Annotated in this window: 20 protein-coding genes; 8 read left to right on the forward strand and 12 right to left on the reverse strand. The window is 65.1% G+C overall.

What is annotated here, in order from left to right:
• The 4 genes from AArc1_RS15805 to AArc1_RS15820 form a co-directional block, all read right to left on the reverse strand.
• On the reverse strand, positions 1-801 hold the full coding sequence (locus tag AArc1_RS15805) for an enoyl-CoA hydratase/isomerase family protein (RefSeq protein WP_117365278.1): 801 nt from the start codon (positions 799-801) through the stop codon (positions 1-3).
• A 210-nt stretch (positions 802-1,011) separates the two neighbouring features.
• Positions 1,012-1,584 carry a metal-dependent hydrolase gene (locus AArc1_RS15810; protein ID WP_394341223.1) on the reverse strand — a complete coding sequence of 191 codons (573 nt, stop codon included), beginning with the start codon at positions 1,582-1,584 and terminating at the stop codon, positions 1,012-1,014.
• Between the two features lie 130 nt (positions 1,585-1,714).
• Positions 1,715-1,900 (reverse strand): hypothetical protein, encoded by a 186-nt coding sequence (locus AArc1_RS15815; RefSeq protein ID WP_117365279.1) that lies wholly within the window; start codon positions 1,898-1,900, stop codon positions 1,715-1,717.
• A gap of 470 nt (positions 1,901-2,370) precedes the next feature.
• On the reverse strand, positions 2,371-3,465 hold the full coding sequence (locus AArc1_RS15820; protein ID WP_117365280.1) for a M20 family metallopeptidase: 1,095 nt from the start codon (positions 3,463-3,465) through the stop codon (positions 2,371-2,373).
• Positions 3,466-3,592: 127 nt separating this feature from the next.
• On the opposite strand from AArc1_RS15820, the gene AArc1_RS15825 reads away from it, so the two are divergent.
• Complete coding sequence (locus AArc1_RS15825; RefSeq protein WP_117365281.1) at positions 3,593-4,039, forward strand: CBS domain-containing protein; 447 nt, start codon at positions 3,593-3,595, stop codon at positions 4,037-4,039.
• A 10-nt stretch (positions 4,040-4,049) separates the two neighbouring features.
• On the opposite strand, the gene lysA is transcribed toward AArc1_RS15825, so the two are convergent.
• The 4 genes from lysA to dapA all read right to left on the reverse strand — a co-directional run bounded on the left by lysA (position 4,050) and on the right by dapA (position 7,909).
• On the reverse strand, positions 4,050-5,285 hold the full coding sequence (gene lysA, locus AArc1_RS15830) for a diaminopimelate decarboxylase (protein WP_117365282.1): 1,236 nt from the start codon (positions 5,283-5,285) through the stop codon (positions 4,050-4,052).
• Between the two features lie 100 nt (positions 5,286-5,385).
• A complete protein-coding gene (locus tag AArc1_RS15835) occupies positions 5,386-6,222 on the reverse strand; it encodes a 2,3,4,5-tetrahydropyridine-2,6-dicarboxylate N-succinyltransferase (protein WP_117365283.1) in 837 nt (278 codons plus the stop codon).
• Entirely contained in the window at positions 6,219-6,986 is a 768-nt protein-coding gene (gene dapB / locus AArc1_RS15840; protein WP_117365284.1) for a 4-hydroxy-tetrahydrodipicolinate reductase, read from the reverse strand. Before dapB ends, AArc1_RS15835 begins: the two co-directional genes overlap by 4 nt.
• Entirely contained in the window at positions 6,983-7,909 is a 927-nt protein-coding gene (gene dapA / locus AArc1_RS15845) for a 4-hydroxy-tetrahydrodipicolinate synthase (protein ID WP_117365285.1), read from the reverse strand. The genes dapB and dapA overlap by 4 nt, the downstream gene beginning before the upstream one ends.
• Positions 7,910-8,314: 405 nt before the next feature.
• On the opposite strand from dapA, the gene AArc1_RS15850 reads away from it, so the two are divergent.
• The 4 genes from AArc1_RS15850 to AArc1_RS15865 all read left to right on the forward strand — a co-directional run bounded on the left by AArc1_RS15850 (position 8,315) and on the right by AArc1_RS15865 (position 11,640).
• Positions 8,315-8,956: a metal-dependent hydrolase gene (locus AArc1_RS15850; RefSeq protein ID WP_186336612.1), complete on the forward strand. Its 642-nt coding sequence runs from the start codon at positions 8,315-8,317 to the stop codon at positions 8,954-8,956.
• Between the two features lie 72 nt (positions 8,957-9,028).
• Positions 9,029-10,105 carry an AI-2E family transporter gene (locus AArc1_RS15855; protein WP_117365287.1) on the forward strand — a complete coding sequence of 359 codons (1,077 nt, stop codon included), beginning with the start codon at positions 9,029-9,031 and terminating at the stop codon, positions 10,103-10,105.
• A gap of 139 nt (positions 10,106-10,244) precedes the next feature.
• A complete protein-coding gene (locus AArc1_RS15860) occupies positions 10,245-11,081 on the forward strand; it encodes a M48 family metallopeptidase (protein ID WP_117365288.1) in 837 nt (278 codons plus the stop codon).
• A 61-nt stretch (positions 11,082-11,142) separates the two neighbouring features.
• Positions 11,143-11,640: a LabA-like NYN domain-containing protein gene (locus tag AArc1_RS15865; RefSeq protein ID WP_117365289.1), complete on the forward strand. Its 498-nt coding sequence runs from the start codon at positions 11,143-11,145 to the stop codon at positions 11,638-11,640.
• Positions 11,641-11,688: 48 nt separating this feature from the next.
• Here the strand turns inward: AArc1_RS15865 and AArc1_RS19155 are convergent, their stop codons facing one another.
• The gene (locus AArc1_RS19155) at positions 11,689-11,856 is read right to left on the reverse strand and encodes a hypothetical protein (RefSeq protein WP_186336613.1); all 168 of its coding nucleotides are present in this window, start codon (positions 11,854-11,856) and stop codon (positions 11,689-11,691) included.
• A gap of 209 nt (positions 11,857-12,065) precedes the next feature.
• On the opposite strand from AArc1_RS19155, the gene AArc1_RS15870 reads away from it, so the two are divergent.
• Positions 12,066-12,554 carry a PUA domain-containing protein gene (locus tag AArc1_RS15870; protein WP_117365290.1) on the forward strand — a complete coding sequence of 163 codons (489 nt, stop codon included), beginning with the start codon at positions 12,066-12,068 and terminating at the stop codon, positions 12,552-12,554.
• A gap of 39 nt (positions 12,555-12,593) precedes the next feature.
• Here the strand turns inward: AArc1_RS15870 and AArc1_RS15875 are convergent, their stop codons facing one another.
• Positions 12,594-13,202, reverse strand: a complete 609-nt coding sequence (locus tag AArc1_RS15875; RefSeq protein WP_117365291.1) for an HD domain-containing protein — start codon at positions 13,200-13,202, stop codon at positions 12,594-12,596.
• 114 nt (positions 13,203-13,316) lie between these two features.
• On the opposite strand from AArc1_RS15875, the gene AArc1_RS15880 reads away from it, so the two are divergent.
• Both AArc1_RS15880 and AArc1_RS15885 read left to right on the forward strand, forming a co-directional pair.
• Complete coding sequence (locus AArc1_RS15880) at positions 13,317-13,697, forward strand: nascent polypeptide-associated complex protein (protein ID WP_117365292.1); 381 nt, start codon at positions 13,317-13,319, stop codon at positions 13,695-13,697.
• 5 nt (positions 13,698-13,702) lie between these two features.
• Entirely contained in the window at positions 13,703-14,473 is a 771-nt protein-coding gene (locus AArc1_RS15885; RefSeq protein WP_394341268.1) for a methyltransferase domain-containing protein, read from the forward strand.
• Positions 14,474-14,877: 404 nt separating this feature from the next.
• Here AArc1_RS15885 and AArc1_RS15890 read toward each other — a convergent pair whose 3' ends face one another.
• Entirely contained in the window at positions 14,878-15,186 is a 309-nt protein-coding gene (locus AArc1_RS15890) for a transcription factor S (protein ID WP_117365294.1), read from the reverse strand.
• An 85-nt stretch (positions 15,187-15,271) separates the two neighbouring features.
• Positions 15,272-15,562 (reverse strand): DUF5789 family protein, encoded by a 291-nt coding sequence (locus AArc1_RS15895; protein WP_228442345.1) that lies wholly within the window; start codon positions 15,560-15,562, stop codon positions 15,272-15,274.
• Positions 15,563-15,639 lie beyond the last annotated feature (77 nt).

Consider the following 15,639-nt stretch of genomic DNA (forward strand, 5'->3'; position numbering starts at 1 on the left):
CTAGCGCCCCCGCCACTCGGGCTCGCGATCGGTCAGGAAGGCGTCGATCCCTTCCTCGGTGTCCTCGCTCATCGCGATCATGGCGATGATCTCCTTGAGGTACGTCAGCGCCGCGCCCATCTCCATGCCCCGTTGCTCGTAGTAGGCCTCCTTGCCCATCTCGATCAGGACCGGACTGTTCGCCGCGAGGGTGTCGACCAGGTCCTCGAGTTCGGCCTCGAACGCGTCGGCCGCGACGACGTCGGTGACGAGCCCCATGGCTCGAGCCTCACCAGCATCGACGTGCTCGCCGGTGAACAGCAGCTTGAGTGCGTCCTTCTCCGTCGCCGCGCGGGTGATCGGCGCCATCGCCTGCGCCGGGAAGAGGCCGACCTCGACCTCCGGCGTCCCGAACCGTGCGTCCTCGCTCGCGAGTACGAACTCACACGCCGTCGCCAGTCCTAACCCGCCGGCGAGACAGTGGCCCTCGACGGCAGCGACCGTGAGCGCACTCGTCGACTGGAGGCGCTCGATCAGCCCCGATAGCGCGCCAAAGTTCTCGCGGTAGGCCTGGGTTCCCTGGCCGATCGGGAACTCCTGGAGATCGCCGCCCGAACAGAACGTGCCGCTGGCCCCGCAGATCACGACCACGCGAGCCGGCCCTGCGTTGGCCGCCTCGAGCACGTCGGAAAGTCCCTGGATGACGCCGTCGTCCAGCGCGTTCCGTCGATCGATCCGGTCGATCGTCGCCCTGATCACGAGGTCGTCGTCGCTAACCGAGACGGTGAGATCGTCGCTCGAGAGCGCCTCAGCGTCGACCATCGCTCACCCCACTCTCGAGCGACGCGTGGTCGGCCGTCCCATCCGCGCTCGTCGTGTCCGCGTCGTGGGTGCACGCCCGGTCGAACGGAGTCGAATCCATGTCGCGTGATAGAGACATACGTGATTGTAAATGTATGCCACACGGCTGGTCGGACGGCGCGGAACCGGCCGCCTGTGTCCCATCGCGGTGGCCGAGCGTGGACAGCTACGTCAGCGGCGAAGTAGATTGCGAGCGTACTCGAGGCCGGGACGGCCATCGAGGAGCCACAGTCCAACCGCGAGGCCGAAGAGAACGAACTCGAAAGCCAGGAACGTCGTGGGGTCTGTCAACGGCATTACAACCGTTTCGACGGTGGTAGGCGGGTCGAACAGTCGCTCGTTGTAGCCGAACGTGTGGTGGGAAACGACTGGCCAGAGTAAGAATTCGGTGCCGAACGGATAACCGAGTGCGAGCCTCGGCGGGAGGTCGGCGGCGAGATGAGAGAGGTGAGCGATGGCGAACGCCGTCGCCGTCTCGACGCGCTCGAGTGCGATCGCGACGAGATAGACGACCGTGAGCAGGACGACGGCGAACAGCAACGAGTGTGCGAGATCGCGGCCGGTCGGGAAGACGCCGATCACCCAGAGCGGCTTGTCGATCAGGTCCGCAAACTGGGAGCCGACGACGACCGCCAGCACCGGTTCCGGTCGCGGAGACCGGCGGAACCTGACGTGTGCGTACAGCGAGTACAACAGATACGCGACGCCGAGATGACCGAGCGGAAGCATCTGCCGGTCGTACATCGACGGCTCGCAAAGCCGTTACGTCGGTTCGAACGCGTTGCGAACGTAGAGTGACCGGTCGCGAACAGCCTCGAAAAGGGAGACTCACCTTCGAACGAATAATAGGGAGAGCGTCGTCGAACGGACGGGCTCAGTCGAGACGGTAGTAACTGACTGCGCCGAGGACGATCGCAGCGGTGGCGATCACCGCCGCTCCGAGCGTCGGATACGCAGCGACGAGCAAAGTACCATAGAGCATGAGAAAGAGCGCGAAGTAGGACTTGAGCGTGGTTGCTGTGGGTTGTACGCCGATCGGGTAGTGTGTGTTTCGGGGCATAGGTTTGGGGGGATCGCTGTGGGTACTAGCCCGTATATCCTCCACAGGTAAAAGCTTTCAGATTACGAATATGTTTTGACGGGAGTTACCATACAACACACACTAAAATCGGCTAAAACTACGATTGATCCAACGTAGACCATACCATGGTACACCCTATCACTTTTCTCATAAATCTGTGAGTTTCCCGAATTAGTTCGAGATCGGAAACGACCACTGAACGCGGAGACAGTCGGGCAGAGGAGACAGCGAGAGAGACAGTCGAGTACAGGAGACAGCGAATACGGGAGCCGGTCGAGTACGGGAACCTCTCGAGTGCGAGCACAACTGCAGTTCAGGACTCCGTGCTTGTCCGAAAGAAGTCGGTCTCGGTCGCCCCAGCGTGGGTCGCCAAACTGAATGCGGGACGAGCACAGTAGCGGTCGGCTGGCTGTAGCCCTCCCCAGACAGGTGGGCGATACGACGTCCGGTCAGTTCTCGAGTGGAGAGACACAAACCGCACGGAGCGTCGCCTCGAGCGCGTCGGCAGCGTCCTCGACGGCCGAAAGGTGGACGTACTCGCGTTCGGCGTGGGCGACGCCGCCCTCGTCGTCGGCTAGCACCCCGGGCCCGAAAACGACCGTCGGGGCGTCAGCCGCGAAGAAGCCGGCCTCCGTCGCCGCGCTGAACGGTCGCACCTCGCCGCCGCTTGCCTCCTGTAGGGTCTGAACCAGATCGGCGTCCGCGTCGGTCACGAACGCCGGGGGAAACGGCGTGTCGGGACGGATGAGGTCGACCGAGACCGAAAGCGCGTCGGGAACGCGCCCCTCGAGAACCCCCTCGAGATCGGCGCGAAACGACTCGCTCGTCTCCGGCGGGACGCTGCGGCGGTCGAACGTGAGCCGGCACACGTCGGGCACGCGGTTGGGAGCTTCGCCGGCCTCGAGCATCGTCGCCGTCAGTTTCGGCGCTCCGAGGACGTCGTCTGCGCCCTGGCCGGCCTCGGTGTCGTAGTCGCGGAGGACCTCGAGGACGCTCGAGAGGCCAAAGACGGCGTTTCGTTCGGCGGGAACGCTCGCGGCGTGGCCGCTCTCGCCGGCGACCGTGATCGTCCCCTCACACTGGCCACGGGCGGCGATACAGACGTCGAGGTCGGTCGGTTCGCCGACGATAACGCCGTCGGCGGCGAGCCGATCCTGGAGCCCGGCTGCGCCGGTCATCAGCGTCTCCTCGTCGGGCGTGATCGCCAGCGTCAGCGTGCCGGCTTCGGGGTCGACCCGCAGGAACGCCGCCAGTAAGGCGGCGAGAGGTCCCTTCGCGTCGCAGGCACCGCGTCCCCGGACGACGTCGCCGTCGCGCTCGTAGGGGACGTGCGGTGCAACCGTATCGATGTGGGTGTTCAAGACGAGGTGTGGACCGTCGGCAGCACCGTCCTTGCTCGCGAGGACGTTTCCCAGGTCGTCGACCTGGGGCTCGAGCCCGGCGTCGCGGAGCGTCTCGAGCAGGAACTCGCGCATTTCCGTGACGTCCTCGTGGGACGGGATCGAGACGGCGTCGGCGTGAAACGTGGCGATGTCGAAAGCCATGGTGTGAGATGAACGGCGTCGGTTCGATACGCGCCAGTTTCCCCCACCGGCAGATAAGGCTCCGGATTCGGCCGACACCTCCCTGACGGGCAGTAAGTTCAGTACGCACGCATTCGAAATCGGAGATATGGGAACTCGCGTCGAAGACGTCATGACCGAAGACGTGGTGACGGCTGCCGCCGAGACCTCGCTCGAGACAGTCGCCGAAACGATGCTCCGCCACGACGTCGGAAGCGTCGTCGTGACGACCGAAGGCGACCCGTACGGCATCGTCACCGAATCGGACCTGATCCTCGCAGCCTACCATACTGGACGGCCGCTCGCGGAGCTTCCGACACGGAAGGTAGCGAGTCATCCGCTGGTGACGGTCGATCCGAAACAGCCGATCCGAACCGCGATCGATCGGATGAGAACCGAACGGATCAAGAAACTCGTCGTCGTCGACCGCCTCGAAATGTGTGGAATCGTCACGACCTACGACCTCATCCGCCGGTGGGGCGACGTGAGTGCCGACGTTCGCGAAATCGAACACAACCGAGTTCGCCGCAGCGATACGTGGTCGACCCAGCGGTGAGCGACCGACGTTACTGCTCGACGCGGGTGACGTCCTCGAGCGTCTCGCGTCGGCGGACGACGCGGGCCTCACCGTCCTCGAGGGCGACCTCGGCGGGCCGGGGCTGGGAGTGGAACTGGCTTGCGAGTTCGTAGCCGTACGAGCCGGCGTTCCCGATCGCGAGGACATCGCCGCGTTCCGGGCGGGCGATGGGCCGGTCGTGGGCGAAGACGTCCGCGCTGGTACAGACGGGGCCGCCGACGGTCGCTTCGATCGAGTCGCGGTCGGGCGCGCTGACGTTCAACATGGGGTGATAGGAGCCGAACATCGCCGGTCGGATCAACGTCGCGAGGCTGGCGTCGACGCCGACGACGGTCGAATCGGGAGCCTCCTTGATCGTGTTGACCTCGGTGAGGATCAGTCCCGCATCCGCGACGACGTAGCGACCTGGCTCGAGTTTCAGCGTCGCCTCGAGGTCGCCGACGGCCTCGCGAACCATGTCTGAGGTCTTCTCGAGGTCCAGCGGCGCGTCGTCCTCGCGGTAGGGAACGCCGTAGCCGCCGCCGACGTCGACGAACTCGAGGTCCGAGTCGTCGATTCGGCGAGCCATCTCGCCGACGCGCTCGATCGCCCGACAGTGCTCTTCGAGGCCGTCGGTGAGAACGCCACTGCCGGCGTGGGCGTGCAGGCCGACGAGGTCGAACTCCTCGCGGACGCGGTCGGCCACCTCGGGCACCTGTTCGTAGGGAATGCCGAACTTCGCGTCGGCCCCGGTGGCGACCTTCTCGTGGTGGCCCGTGCCGATGCCGGGGTTGATCCGAATAGCGACTCGACCGTCGTAGTCCCGTTCGGCCAGCCGGTCGAGCGTGTCGGTCGCACCGATCGTGATCGTCAGCCCTGGCGCGTCGGCCGCGAGATCGACCGCGTAGTCGAGGTCGTGATCCGGCGGGTTAACCGCCGTATACTGCAGTTCGTTCGGGTCCGCGCCAGCGTCGATCGACCGTTGCAGTTCACCCCAGGCCGCACACTCGATCTCGCCGCCAGCCTCGAGAACGGCCTCGAGAACGGCTTTGCCCGTGTGCGCTTTCGCAGCGTACATCACCTCGGCGTCGGGAAACGCCGCGGAAAAACGGGTGTAGTTCTCTTTCACGCGATCGAGATCCATCACGTACAGCGGCGTGTCGTACTCGTCGGCGAGCGACTCGAGTCGCGACAGGTCCCAGTCGTCGAGCCGGCGAACTGCCGGCGACTCCTCGAGAGCAGTCATTGTCCATCTCAAGTGACCGCGCGGATTCAAGCGTTTGGATTGATGCGTCGCTCGCCGGCAGCGGCGGGTGGAAATAACGCGAAAACGGATGGTCGTCCGGTTACTCCCGCAGCGCGTCCTCGCGCTCGGTCGCCTCGAGCGTCTCGGTCTCCAGATCCGTCGCGACGACGGCGGGCTTGTAGGCGCCGCCCTCGAAGAGGTCGTGGTCGCTGACCGAGGATTCGACGAACCGCGTGAAGGCACGGCGTTCGGCGGGCAGTTCGCCGTAGTGCACCTCCTCCTCGACGAGGTCGTAGACCGGAATTCGGGGGGTAAGCAGAGTGTTCTCGCCGACGACGCTGTTCTCACCGACGACGAAGCCTGATGTTACGCGACAGCCAGCGCCCAGCGAGACGCCATCCTCGACGATGACCGGGGCGCTCTCGACGGGCTCTAAGACGCCGCCGATGAGGGTGTTCGCGCCGAGTTTGACGTTTTCGCCGATCTGTGCACAGGAACCGACGGTGTCACAGGAGTCGACGAGCGTGCCGTCGCCGATGTACGCGCCGATGTTGACGAAGCTCGGACTCATCATGATGCAGTCCGAGCCGAGGTAGGCACCGCGACGGATCGTCGTCCCGTCGGGGGTATTCCGGGTGCCACGAGCGCCCAGGTCGTCGGTCTCACGCAGCGGCAACACGTCGTAGTGGTCGACGTCACCGTAAGCGAACGCCTGGTTCTCCCGGAGGCCGAAGTTGAGTAGGATTCCCTGTTTGACCCACTCGTTTGCCTCCCACCGGCCGTCTCGTTTCTCGGCCGCGCGGATCTCGCCGGCCTCGAGCGCCGAGAGGAACGCCTCGAGCGTCGCGTGGGCGTCTTCGCCCGCGCTCTCGGCGTCGATCTCGTCGTTCTGTTTCCGTGCCCACAGCTCGTCGATGTCGGTCTCGAGCGTACTCATTCGTCGATCACGTCCGCAAAGTCGTACCAGCCGGCCTTTGCTCCTGCGATCCAGACCGCCGCGTCGACTGCGCCTGCGGCGAAGACGCCTCGATCCTCCGCGCGGTGAGTCAGGCGAACTTCCTCGTGGTTGTCCGCGATGACGATCTCGTGTTCGCCCGTGACGTTGCCCGCACGGAGTACATGAACGCCGATCTCACCGTCCTCGCGCGGGTCGAACCCCTCGCGGCCGTGTTTGCGGCCCGTGAAGTCGCCGTGGGCTTCGATCTCCTCGAGCAGCCGGTTCGCGGTCCCGCTCGGGGCGTCGCGTTTCGCGTTGTGGTGGGTCTCGACGAGTTCGACATCGTACCCCGGCAGGTTCCGGACGGCCTCGCCGACGACGGAGAGCAGCGCCTGGACGCCACGGGCGAAGTTCGGCGCGTGGAGGACCGGAATCGTCTCGCTCGCGTCCTCGAGCGCCTGGCGGTCGACCGGCGCGAAGCCGGTCGTGCCGGTGACGAACGCGACGCCGGCGTCGGCACAGGTCCGGGCGTAGTCCGCCGCGGACTCGGGGCCGGTGAAGTCGACGACGGCCGTCGGCTCGCGATCGGCGAGCAGCGAGTCGAACTCGGCGGCCGACTCGACGGGGACGCCGTCGACGCGGTCGACGTCGGGGTCGCGGTTGACCGCGAGGACGACCTCGCAGTCGTCGTGGTCGCTCGCCGCGGCGATCACTTCCCGGCCCATCCGGCCCGTCGCGCCGGTGACACCGATCCTGACCGTCATCGATCGCCCTCCGCGTCCGCGCTGGCGACGGCCACGGACTCGTCCTCGAGGTCGGCGAGGACGGCCTCGAGGTCGTCGCGGTACTCCTCGGCGAGTCGGGTCAGCGGGAGGCGCATCCGGGCGGGGCCGTAGCCGCGCATCTCCATGGCTTCCTTGACGGGAATGGGGTTGGTCTCGACGAACAGCTCGCGGAACAGCGGGCCGAGTTCGTGGTGGAGTTCGCGGGCCTGCTCGTAGTGGCCGTCGAGGGCCGCGCCGACCATCGCACAGGTACGTTCGGGCTCGATGTTGGCCGCGACGCTGATGGTTCCCGTGCCGCCGACCGAGATGATCGGCACCGTCAATGCGTCGTCGCCCGAGAGGACGGCGAACTCCTCGTCGACGGTTCGTTCGGCGATTTCACCGATCTGGCCGAGGTCGCCGCTTGCAGCCTTGAAACCCGTGATGTTCTCGTGGGAGGCGAGTTCGACCGCCGTCTCCGGCTCGATGTTCCGTCCCGTCCGCGAGGGAACGTTGTAGACGATCTGTGGCAGGTCGACCGCGTCGGCGATCGTCCGGTAATGCTCGACCAGTCCGCGCTGTTCCGGCTTGTTGTAGTACGGCGAGATGAGCAACAGGCCGTCTGCGCCCGCGTCCGCGGCGTGTTCTGAGAGCTCGAGCGCTTCGCGGGTGTTGTTCGAGCCGGTCCCGGCGATCACCGGAACGTCGTCGACGGCCTCGATGACGGCCTCGACGACCTGGACGTGTTCGTCGTGGGTCAGCGTCGCCGATTCACCCGTCGAACCGACAGGGACGAGCCCGTCGACACCCGCCGCCTCGAGGCGCTGGGCATCCGTCTGCAGTGTTTCGAAGTCGATGCGTTCGTCGTCGTCGAAGGGCGTGCACATCGCGGGGAACACGCCCGAAAGGTCGAGAGCTGTCATTGGTATCGTGGTGTGGTGGGTTGGTCACGTGCGTGACCGTGATCGCTAGGACGGAGTCGTCTGCGATCGGGGGAGTAGTCGTCGATCGAACGTGGCGAGCCAAACCGCGCCCGAGACGGGGTGCCACTCCCGCCGCGAGCGCACTCACACACGCTTACGTTTCGAAAAACGAGCCGACGCGCCGCTGACGTCGAAGCCGACGCACGATCGAGCGACGCGGTGCATACTCGAGGAGGCGACCTGAACCGACTTATCCGTTTTGACTTGTGGCGACGAGAGCTATCGAAGCCGAGATCGACCCCGACAAAGCCGAATCCGGCGATCGTTCGGTGGCTCGAGGGAGTGTGAGCGGCGTTCAGAATCGACGACAGCCTAAAATAGTTCTGTCGCCTGCACTAGGACACGATGATGCTGCCGACTCACGCCCTGGGCGGGATGGTACTCGCGCTGCCGCTGGTAGCTGTGGCCCCGGAACTCGCACCTGTTGGGCTCGTGGCGGGACTGCTCGGCGGGATCGTCCCCGACCTGGACATGTACGCTGGCCACCGCAAGACCCTCCACTTCCCGGTGTACTACAGCGCCCTCGCCGTCCCGGCGTCGGTCGTAGCCGTCATTGCTCCCTCGACGGCGACCGTCGCTGTTGCACTCTTCTTCCTCGGGGCTGCGCTTCACTGTCTGACCGACGTATTCGGCAGTGGCCTCGAGCTCCGGCCGTGGGAGGGAACCTCCGAGCGGGCCGTGTACGACCACTACCGTGGGACGTGGATCGCACCCCGGCGAGCGGTCGCCTACGACGGTTCGCCCGGCGACCTCCTCCTGTCGATCACGCTCGCGGTCCCGCTGGTGCTCGCCCTCGAGGGCGTCCTGCAGTGGCTCGTAATCGCGGCTCTCGCCGTGGGGATCGTCTACACCGCACTTCGACGGGTCCTCGCGGACCTCGCCACCGTCGTCGTGGGCGTGCTCCCAGCGAGTGCGTACCCGTACGTTCCTGAGCGATACCTCGAGGACCTCGAGAGCGAGCGAGCCTGGCAGCCGACCGGCCAGTGATACGTAAACAGACTCGCTCGCACGGCGGCTGAAATATCAACGACTAAATAGACCTTCTCGGAATTCGCGGGTATGAATCTCCGCCTCGGGTTTTTGCTGGTGCTGCTCGCGTTTCTCGGGGCAGTCAGTGCCCTCCTCGTCCTTCCGCTGTTGCAGTACGTGCTCGCGGCTGCCCTGCTCGCGTTCGTCCTCTTCCCACTGCACGAGCGACTGGAGTCCAGACCCGTCAGCATGGGCAATCGTGAGGTCACGATCGATCCACGGGTGTCGGCTGGAGTGGTGACGGCTTTCGGCATCGTCGCCGCCGTGCTACCCGTGCTCTTCCTCTCGGTTATTTTGCTCCAGACGACCCTCTCGTTTCTCGAGGACGTCCGTGAGGCAGAGACGATCGAAGAGATCAGAGCCTTCGCCCGAGAACTGGGGCTCGACGAGACGACGATCGCCGAGTTAGAAGGCCACCTGCTCACGGAAGTCGACGGCATGCTCGAGCAGGGCGTCGAACTCGTGTTACAGGAACTGCTCCGGTTGGTAAACCTGAGCGTGCAGGTCGGCCTCGGGCTGCTGGTGTTGGTCTTCTTGCTATACTACCTGCTCGTCGACGGACGGCGACTGGTCGCGTGGGCCGGGTCGGTCGCACCGATCGACGACGACGTTCGCGAGTCGCTCTTCGCCGAGGTCGACGGCGTCACGTGGGCGGTGATGAAGAGTCACGTTCTCGTCGCGCTCGTCGAAGGCGTCCTCGGTGGCCTCGGACTGTACCTCGTGGGCGTGCCGAACGTCGCCTTCTGGACCGTCATGATGATCGTCGTCTCCTTTCTCCCGGCGATCGGCATCTGGCTGGTCTGGGCACCGGCGGTCGGCTACCTCGTCCTGATCGGCGAACCTCTCAACGCCGTCTTGTTGCTCGCATACGGTGTCGCCGTCCTCTCGGTGGTGGACAACTATCTGCGGGCCATCCTCGTCGACATCGAATCCGGCGTTCACCCGGCGGTCGTCCTGCTCGGCGTCATCGGCGGGGTCTACCTCTTTGGCATCCTCGGACTGTTTCTTGGACCCGTCCTGCTGGCGACGTTCAAGGCCGTCCTCGAGGTCTTTGGCGACGTCTACGACCCGCAGGTCGAGAGACCAGACGGTCAGTCCCGGTCGTGAACTCGATTGGGCAGGCTATCAACCAGAAGAAAGGTTGCTGACTACAGCAGCCCAGAACGGAAACGCGACACGAAAGCGGGTGCGCACCCGTCACAGACCGGGTGGCTTTTTACCAGTGACGACGAAATACCGTCCACACATGAATACGACCGGCTTACAGCTGCGGATGGCAGTCGTCGGAACCATCCTCTTCGGCCTCTACCTGGCCGCGGCGCTGTTCTTCTCGGCGCTGTTCAACGTTTCGCTGCTGCCCATCCTGCTCGTCAGTATCGTCCTCCTGCCTGCCGGGCAGTACAAACTCGGCAAGTGGCTGGCGATCCGGAGCGCCGGCGCCGAGGACATGCCCGAAGACGACCCCCGATTCCAGAAGGTCCACCAGATGACCGACTCGCTCTGTCGGGACATGAACATGAAGAAACCCCGTCTGATGGTCGCCGAGATGGGCGTCCCCAACGCCTTCGCGACCGGACGAAAGGGGGCCGGTGTCGTCGTCGTCTCGAGCGAACTCATGCACATCTTAGACGACGACGAACTCGAGGGCGTCGTCGCCCACGAGCTGGCCCACCTCAAGAACCGTGATACCGTCATGATGGTGCTCGGCCAGTCGATCGCGACCGTCGTCGGCTACGCCGTGTTCTTCCTCGTCCAGATGTTGGGCGAGGACAACCCCGGAAGCTTCGTCGTCGCGTGGATCGCCTCGATCATCGCGAACATGATCGTGATGATCTTCCTGATGGCCATCTCGCGATACCGCGAGTACGTCGCCGACGACACCGCCCGACAGTACATCGGCACCGGTGACCCACTCGCTCGTGCCTTAGAGAAGATCTCCAGTGGAGCCGAAGGTCGTGAATCCCGAATCGACGACAGCGGCGTCAACGCGCTGTGTATCTTCAACGCCGACCGAAGCCTGCTTCAACAGATCTTCGCAACCCACCCACCGGCGGAAAAACGCATCGAGAAGCTCCGAAGCTGACGACGAAGCGTTCGTTGTACCGAACGACGTTTTTTAGGGTATCTCGCTCATAGCATCAGGTGTGACGGAAATCCACCCCGGTCAACGCGTCGCCGTATTGGTCGACGCGCAGAACCTCTATCACACGGCACAGAGCCTCTACAGCCGTAACATCGACTACTCCGCCCTCCTCGAGAAGGCCGTGCAGGATCGCCAGCTCACGCGGGCGATCGCGTACGTGATTCGGGCCGATGCCCCCGATGAGGAGAGCTTCTTCGACGCGCTGGTCGACATCGGTTTCGAGACGAAAATCAAAGACATCAAAACGTTCTCCGACGGCTCGAAGAAAGCCGACTGGGACGTGGGGATGAGCCTTGATGCGGTGACCCTCGCGAACCACGTCGACACGATCGTCCTCTGTACGGGCGACGGCGACTTCTCGCGGCTCTGTTCGCATCTGCGACACGAAGGCGTCCGCGTCGAGGTGATGGCGTTCGAGGCGTCGACGGCGGACGAACTCATCGATGAAGCGGAAACATTCCTCGATCTCGGAGAACGCCACGAGACGTTCTTGCTCTAAACGAGCCTCAGTTCGCGTCGATGGAGCGGAGATCGCCTCGAGCCCAGATCACTGGGTTTCGCGTGCGAGCGTCCTGAACAGTGCGCCCGCGCCGAGTAGCAGTGCCGTCCCAATCAACACCGACAGGACGGCGGAATCGAGCTCCGACGGGCCGACGAACGTCAGCCCGCTGACTGCAAGCAGCCCGATCCCGATCGTGATCTGCGTCACATCCATTCGATCGGACCTTGAGACCCGCCCTACATAACTGTCGTGGTGCACGGCCAGCGGGTGGCTATCGTAGCCATTGCACGGCAGTGTGCATCGGATCGCCAGACGGATCGGCGATCAGTGTGTGAGTCGGTGCAGGTGTTACTATAGCGGCGACGAATCACTCCTCGACGCGGGTCGAAGGCCTTTCGACACGGCGGCTCCAATCTCGACCGATGAGCGAGTCAGCCGACGGAGACGCGGGCCTCTCGAGTCTCCGGACGATCGCGGACTACCAGTTCGGTGCCGGCGCGGGTGAGGCGCTGTTCCCGCCCGAAGAGTCGTTGACCGTCAAGCGAACGACCTCGGGGCGACCCCAGCAGGTCCACGCCGAGTCCGGTCGACTCGCGTCGTTCGGTACCGACGGCCGGTTCACCCTCGGTCTCGAGGGCGGCCGTCGACTCGCCGCGGCGCTTCCTTCCCCCTCCTACCGAGTCGTCGTCGACGACGAGAGCGAGCCGTTCGTCCGCGACGGCAAGAACGTCTTCGCAAAGTTCGTCCTCGAGGCTGGCGACGAGATTCGCCCTGGTGACGAGATACTGGTCGTCCACGAGCGCGGCGAGTTACTCGCCGTGGGACGGGCGGAACTCGGCGCCAGAGCGATCGATGAGTTCGAAAGCGGGATGGCTGTGAAGATTCGCGAGGGTGCGCCCGCCAGCGACTGAATCAGAACATCCCCCGGTCACAAGACACCAGAACGCCGATCAGCACTGACACTCCCGACCGATCTCCTGCTCGTAGGCCGCTTTGGTCCGCTCGAACAGGTCGGTGCCGATGTCGGTCCGAATTCGCGGTGCGGCCGTCGCGAAGAACTCGTCTACGTTCTCGTACTGGTCGAAGGCCTCGTTCGGCACCTCGGGGTCGTAACGGCCGTCGCGTTCGTATCGGAGGGCCTGCAAGCAGTTGTCCACCAGGTCCATGTCCTTGACGAACTGTGCAGTCGAACTCTCGCGACCCTCGTATTCTTCCCACAGCGACTCGAGCCTGCGGTCTGCGAACGGCTCGAGCAGGTCGGTCAGCGCGTCCCGTTCACGTCTGGTCTTCTCCTCGCTCGAGACGCGCTGTTTGCCGTCCTCGGCTCGGATCGCGACGTCGCCCGTTCGAGCCTCTGGGAGGTCGTGGACGAGCGCCATCGCAACGGCGTCGTCGCGGTCGACGTCGGCCTTGTCGGCGAAGAGCAGACACAGCGTTGCGGTCCCCCAGGTGTGGGCGGCCACGGACTCCGGGTCGTCGATCCCCCGCAACTCCCAGCCCGTCCGGGTTTCGTCTTTCAGCGCGAGCAGTTCGGAAAGCGACTCGAGTTCGTCGTCCATGGTCAGAGGGGTGCGGTCGGCGTCCGGTTCAATTCGTCGGATCTCGCCGCCGGACCGTCGCCGCTCGTCCCGGGAACGACAAACTAAAAGGTCGCCCGCGCCGACGTGTCGCCTATGTTTGGAGGAGGCGGCGGACTCAACCCGCGCAAGATGGAACAGATGATGAAACAGATGGGAATCGACGTCGAGGACGTCGAGGCCGAGGAAGTCATCATCCGGACCGCAGAGTACGACCTCGTCTTCGGCGACGCGGAGGTCACGAAGATGGATGCTCGCGGCCAGGAGACCTACCAGATCATCGGCTCGCCCGAGCAGGTTGAAGCCGGATCGGCCGGCGGCACTGCCGACGACGCCGGAAGCGAGGCCGAAGCCGGTGTCCCCGACGAGGACGTCGACCTCGTCGCCCAGCGCGCCGACGTCAGCGAGGACGAGGCCCGCGAGGCCCTCGAGGCCAACGACGGCGACCTCGCCGCAGCCATCGCCGATCTCGAGTGACGGACGTGACCGACGCCGACCGTGACGCCGGGGACGACGAGAGCCGTCTCCCCGTGTTGCTCGTCCGTGGCGACCGCGAGTTCCTCGTCGAACCCGGCGAGGAGATGGGCACCGACCTCGGCGTTCTCGAGGTTCCCGAGGACGTCGAGGCCGGCGAGACGATAGAGACGCATCTCGGCGACGCGTTCGAGGTCCGCCGGCTTCGCGGCCCGGACCTCTTTCATCACTTCGAGCGGACGGGTGCGCCGATGGTTCCCCGCGACGTCGGCCTCGTCATCGGCGAGACCGGCATCTCCCAGGGTGACCGCGTCCTCGACGCCGGCACTGGCACCGGCGTCCTCTCGGCCTCGATGGCCCGCGCTGGGGCGTCCGTCGTGACCTACGAGCGCAATCCCGAGTTCGCCGACGTCGCCCGCGAGAACATGGAACTGGGCGGCGTCGCCGACGCTGTCGACATCCGCACTGGCGATCTCAGCGAGGAACTCGAGACCCTCGAGCCGTCGTCGTTCGACGTGCTCACGCTCGACACCGGCGACGCCGCGGAGATCGTCGCCCACGCGCCCGATCTCCTGGTCGACGGCGGCTTCGTCGCGGTCTACAGTCCCTTTATCGAGTCGACCCGCGCCGTCGTCGACGCCGCGTGCGAGGTCGGGCTCTCGAACGTTACCACCCGCGAGACCATCCAGCGAGAGATGCAGTTCGACGATCGCGGCTCGAGGCCCTCGACGGCCCCGGTCGGCCACACGGGCTATCTGACGATCGCCCGGAACGTGTAGTCGATTCCACCGTCGTCCGACTTCTTTGTCCGCGTTCTCACCGACTGATCTCATTCCGAAGAACGGATCCGAGTACTGGCCGGGAGCGGACTCCGAGCGCTGCGAGGGGTCCGCGACCCGACGGAAGAGCAAGCTCTTCCGAGCATCGCGGACGCAGAGCGTCCGCTCAACGGGGAAGGGCAGGCGTCCACCTACCTCACCGCGAGCAAGGCCGTAGGCCGAGCGAGCGGGCCGACGACCGACCCGAAACGAAGTGACGGGGAGGGAGGAGTGCTTTTGATCAACAGGGTGGTCGGCTCCGCCGACCACCTACAACGTGGCGGCTTCGCCGCCACGCGGCCGAGGGACGTCGCGAGCGAGCCGCTCCGCCGCTCGCTCGCGGCAGACCGCAGCGTAAAAGGTTGTTAGTTATCGTCCTCGCGCCACTTGTGCTCACACTCCGAGCAGATGAAAAAGCGCGTCTCGGACTCGTCGGCCGAGCGAATCTGTTGCATGTACCAGTACGCGCGGTCGTGGTTACACTCCGGACAGATGGCGTCGGTCTCGGGCAGCGCCGTCTCCTCGGAGGACTCGATGATTTCGCCGACTTCCTGGTCCTCCGTAACGGTGTACTGGGCGGCATCCCCTGTCGGCTTCGTAAAGCCACAGCTCCCACACTCCCAGGTCCCGTCGTCGGCTTTCATCATCGAACCGCAGTCGTCGCAGAATTCCATCGGTGTCGGGGATACATCGGTCGAACGACTTAAGCCACGCGTTTGGATGCTCACCGGAACGTCGCAGGCCACTCGAGCGAGGGAGTTAGCCCTCGCCTTCGGACTGGAACGGCTCGCCGACGGCCTTTCGCGGGAGCTGGTTGTGAAGCTCCGTAGTGAGGTCCTCAGGCGACTCGAACCGATCGACCTCGCTCCGGGCGACGAGCGCGCCCGGATTGCACTCGCCGTCTGCGAGCAAGCGCGTCACGTCGTCGTACTCGGCGGCGACCGCCGACGGAGTGACAGGATACTCGAGGGTGCGAACGCGGCGTCGGTCTCGTTGCGTTTCAGGTGGTCGACCATGGTGGGGGACACTGGGAGTCGGCTTGTACTTCACCGTCGATGGCGGTGACAGTCGCGAGGCGTGACAGGTGACGCATTTCGATCCGAAACGATGATTGTCGGAGGTCACAC

The organism is Natrarchaeobaculum sulfurireducens (genome assembly GCF_003430825.1).
In the GTDB taxonomy this organism is placed as follows: domain Archaea; phylum Halobacteriota; class Halobacteria; order Halobacteriales; family Natrialbaceae; genus Natrarchaeobaculum; species Natrarchaeobaculum sulfurireducens.

Bases quoted from the DNA above. Each gene is read 5' to 3' on its own strand.
- AArc1_RS15805 (WP_117365278.1), bottom strand. From the start codon at position 801: ATGGTCGACGCTGAGGCGCTCTCGAGCGACGATCTCACCGTCTCGGTT.
- AArc1_RS15810 (WP_394341223.1), bottom strand. From the start codon at position 1,584: ATGTACGACCGGCAGATGCTTCCGCTCGGTCATCTCGGCGTCGCGTAT.
- AArc1_RS15815 (WP_117365279.1), bottom strand. From the start codon at position 1,900: ATGCCCCGAAACACACACTACCCGATCGGCGTACAACCCACAGCAACC.
- AArc1_RS15820 (WP_117365280.1), bottom strand. From the start codon at position 3,465: ATGGCTTTCGACATCGCCACGTTTCACGCCGACGCCGTCTCGATCCCG.
- AArc1_RS15825 (WP_117365281.1), top strand. From the start codon at position 3,593: ATGGGAACTCGCGTCGAAGACGTCATGACCGAAGACGTGGTGACGGCT.
- lysA (WP_117365282.1), bottom strand. From the start codon at position 5,285: ATGACTGCTCTCGAGGAGTCGCCGGCAGTTCGCCGGCTCGACGACTGG.
- AArc1_RS15835 (WP_117365283.1), bottom strand. From the start codon at position 6,222: ATGAGTACGCTCGAGACCGACATCGACGAGCTGTGGGCACGGAAACAG.
- dapB (WP_117365284.1), bottom strand. From the start codon at position 6,986: ATGACGGTCAGGATCGGTGTCACCGGCGCGACGGGCCGGATGGGCCGG.
- dapA (WP_117365285.1), bottom strand. From the start codon at position 7,909: ATGACAGCTCTCGACCTTTCGGGCGTGTTCCCCGCGATGTGCACGCCC.
- AArc1_RS15850 (WP_186336612.1), top strand. From the start codon at position 8,315: ATGATGCTGCCGACTCACGCCCTGGGCGGGATGGTACTCGCGCTGCCG.
- AArc1_RS15855 (WP_117365287.1), top strand. From the start codon at position 9,029: ATGAATCTCCGCCTCGGGTTTTTGCTGGTGCTGCTCGCGTTTCTCGGG.
- AArc1_RS15860 (WP_117365288.1), top strand. From the start codon at position 10,245: ATGAATACGACCGGCTTACAGCTGCGGATGGCAGTCGTCGGAACCATC.
- AArc1_RS19155 (WP_186336613.1), bottom strand. From the start codon at position 11,856: ATGGATGTGACGCAGATCACGATCGGGATCGGGCTGCTTGCAGTCAGC.
- AArc1_RS15870 (WP_117365290.1), top strand. From the start codon at position 12,066: ATGAGCGAGTCAGCCGACGGAGACGCGGGCCTCTCGAGTCTCCGGACG.
- AArc1_RS15875 (WP_117365291.1), bottom strand. From the start codon at position 13,202: ATGGACGACGAACTCGAGTCGCTTTCCGAACTGCTCGCGCTGAAAGAC.
- AArc1_RS15880 (WP_117365292.1), top strand. From the start codon at position 13,317: ATGTTTGGAGGAGGCGGCGGACTCAACCCGCGCAAGATGGAACAGATG.
- AArc1_RS15890 (WP_117365294.1), bottom strand. From the start codon at position 15,186: ATGGAATTCTGCGACGACTGCGGTTCGATGATGAAAGCCGACGACGGG.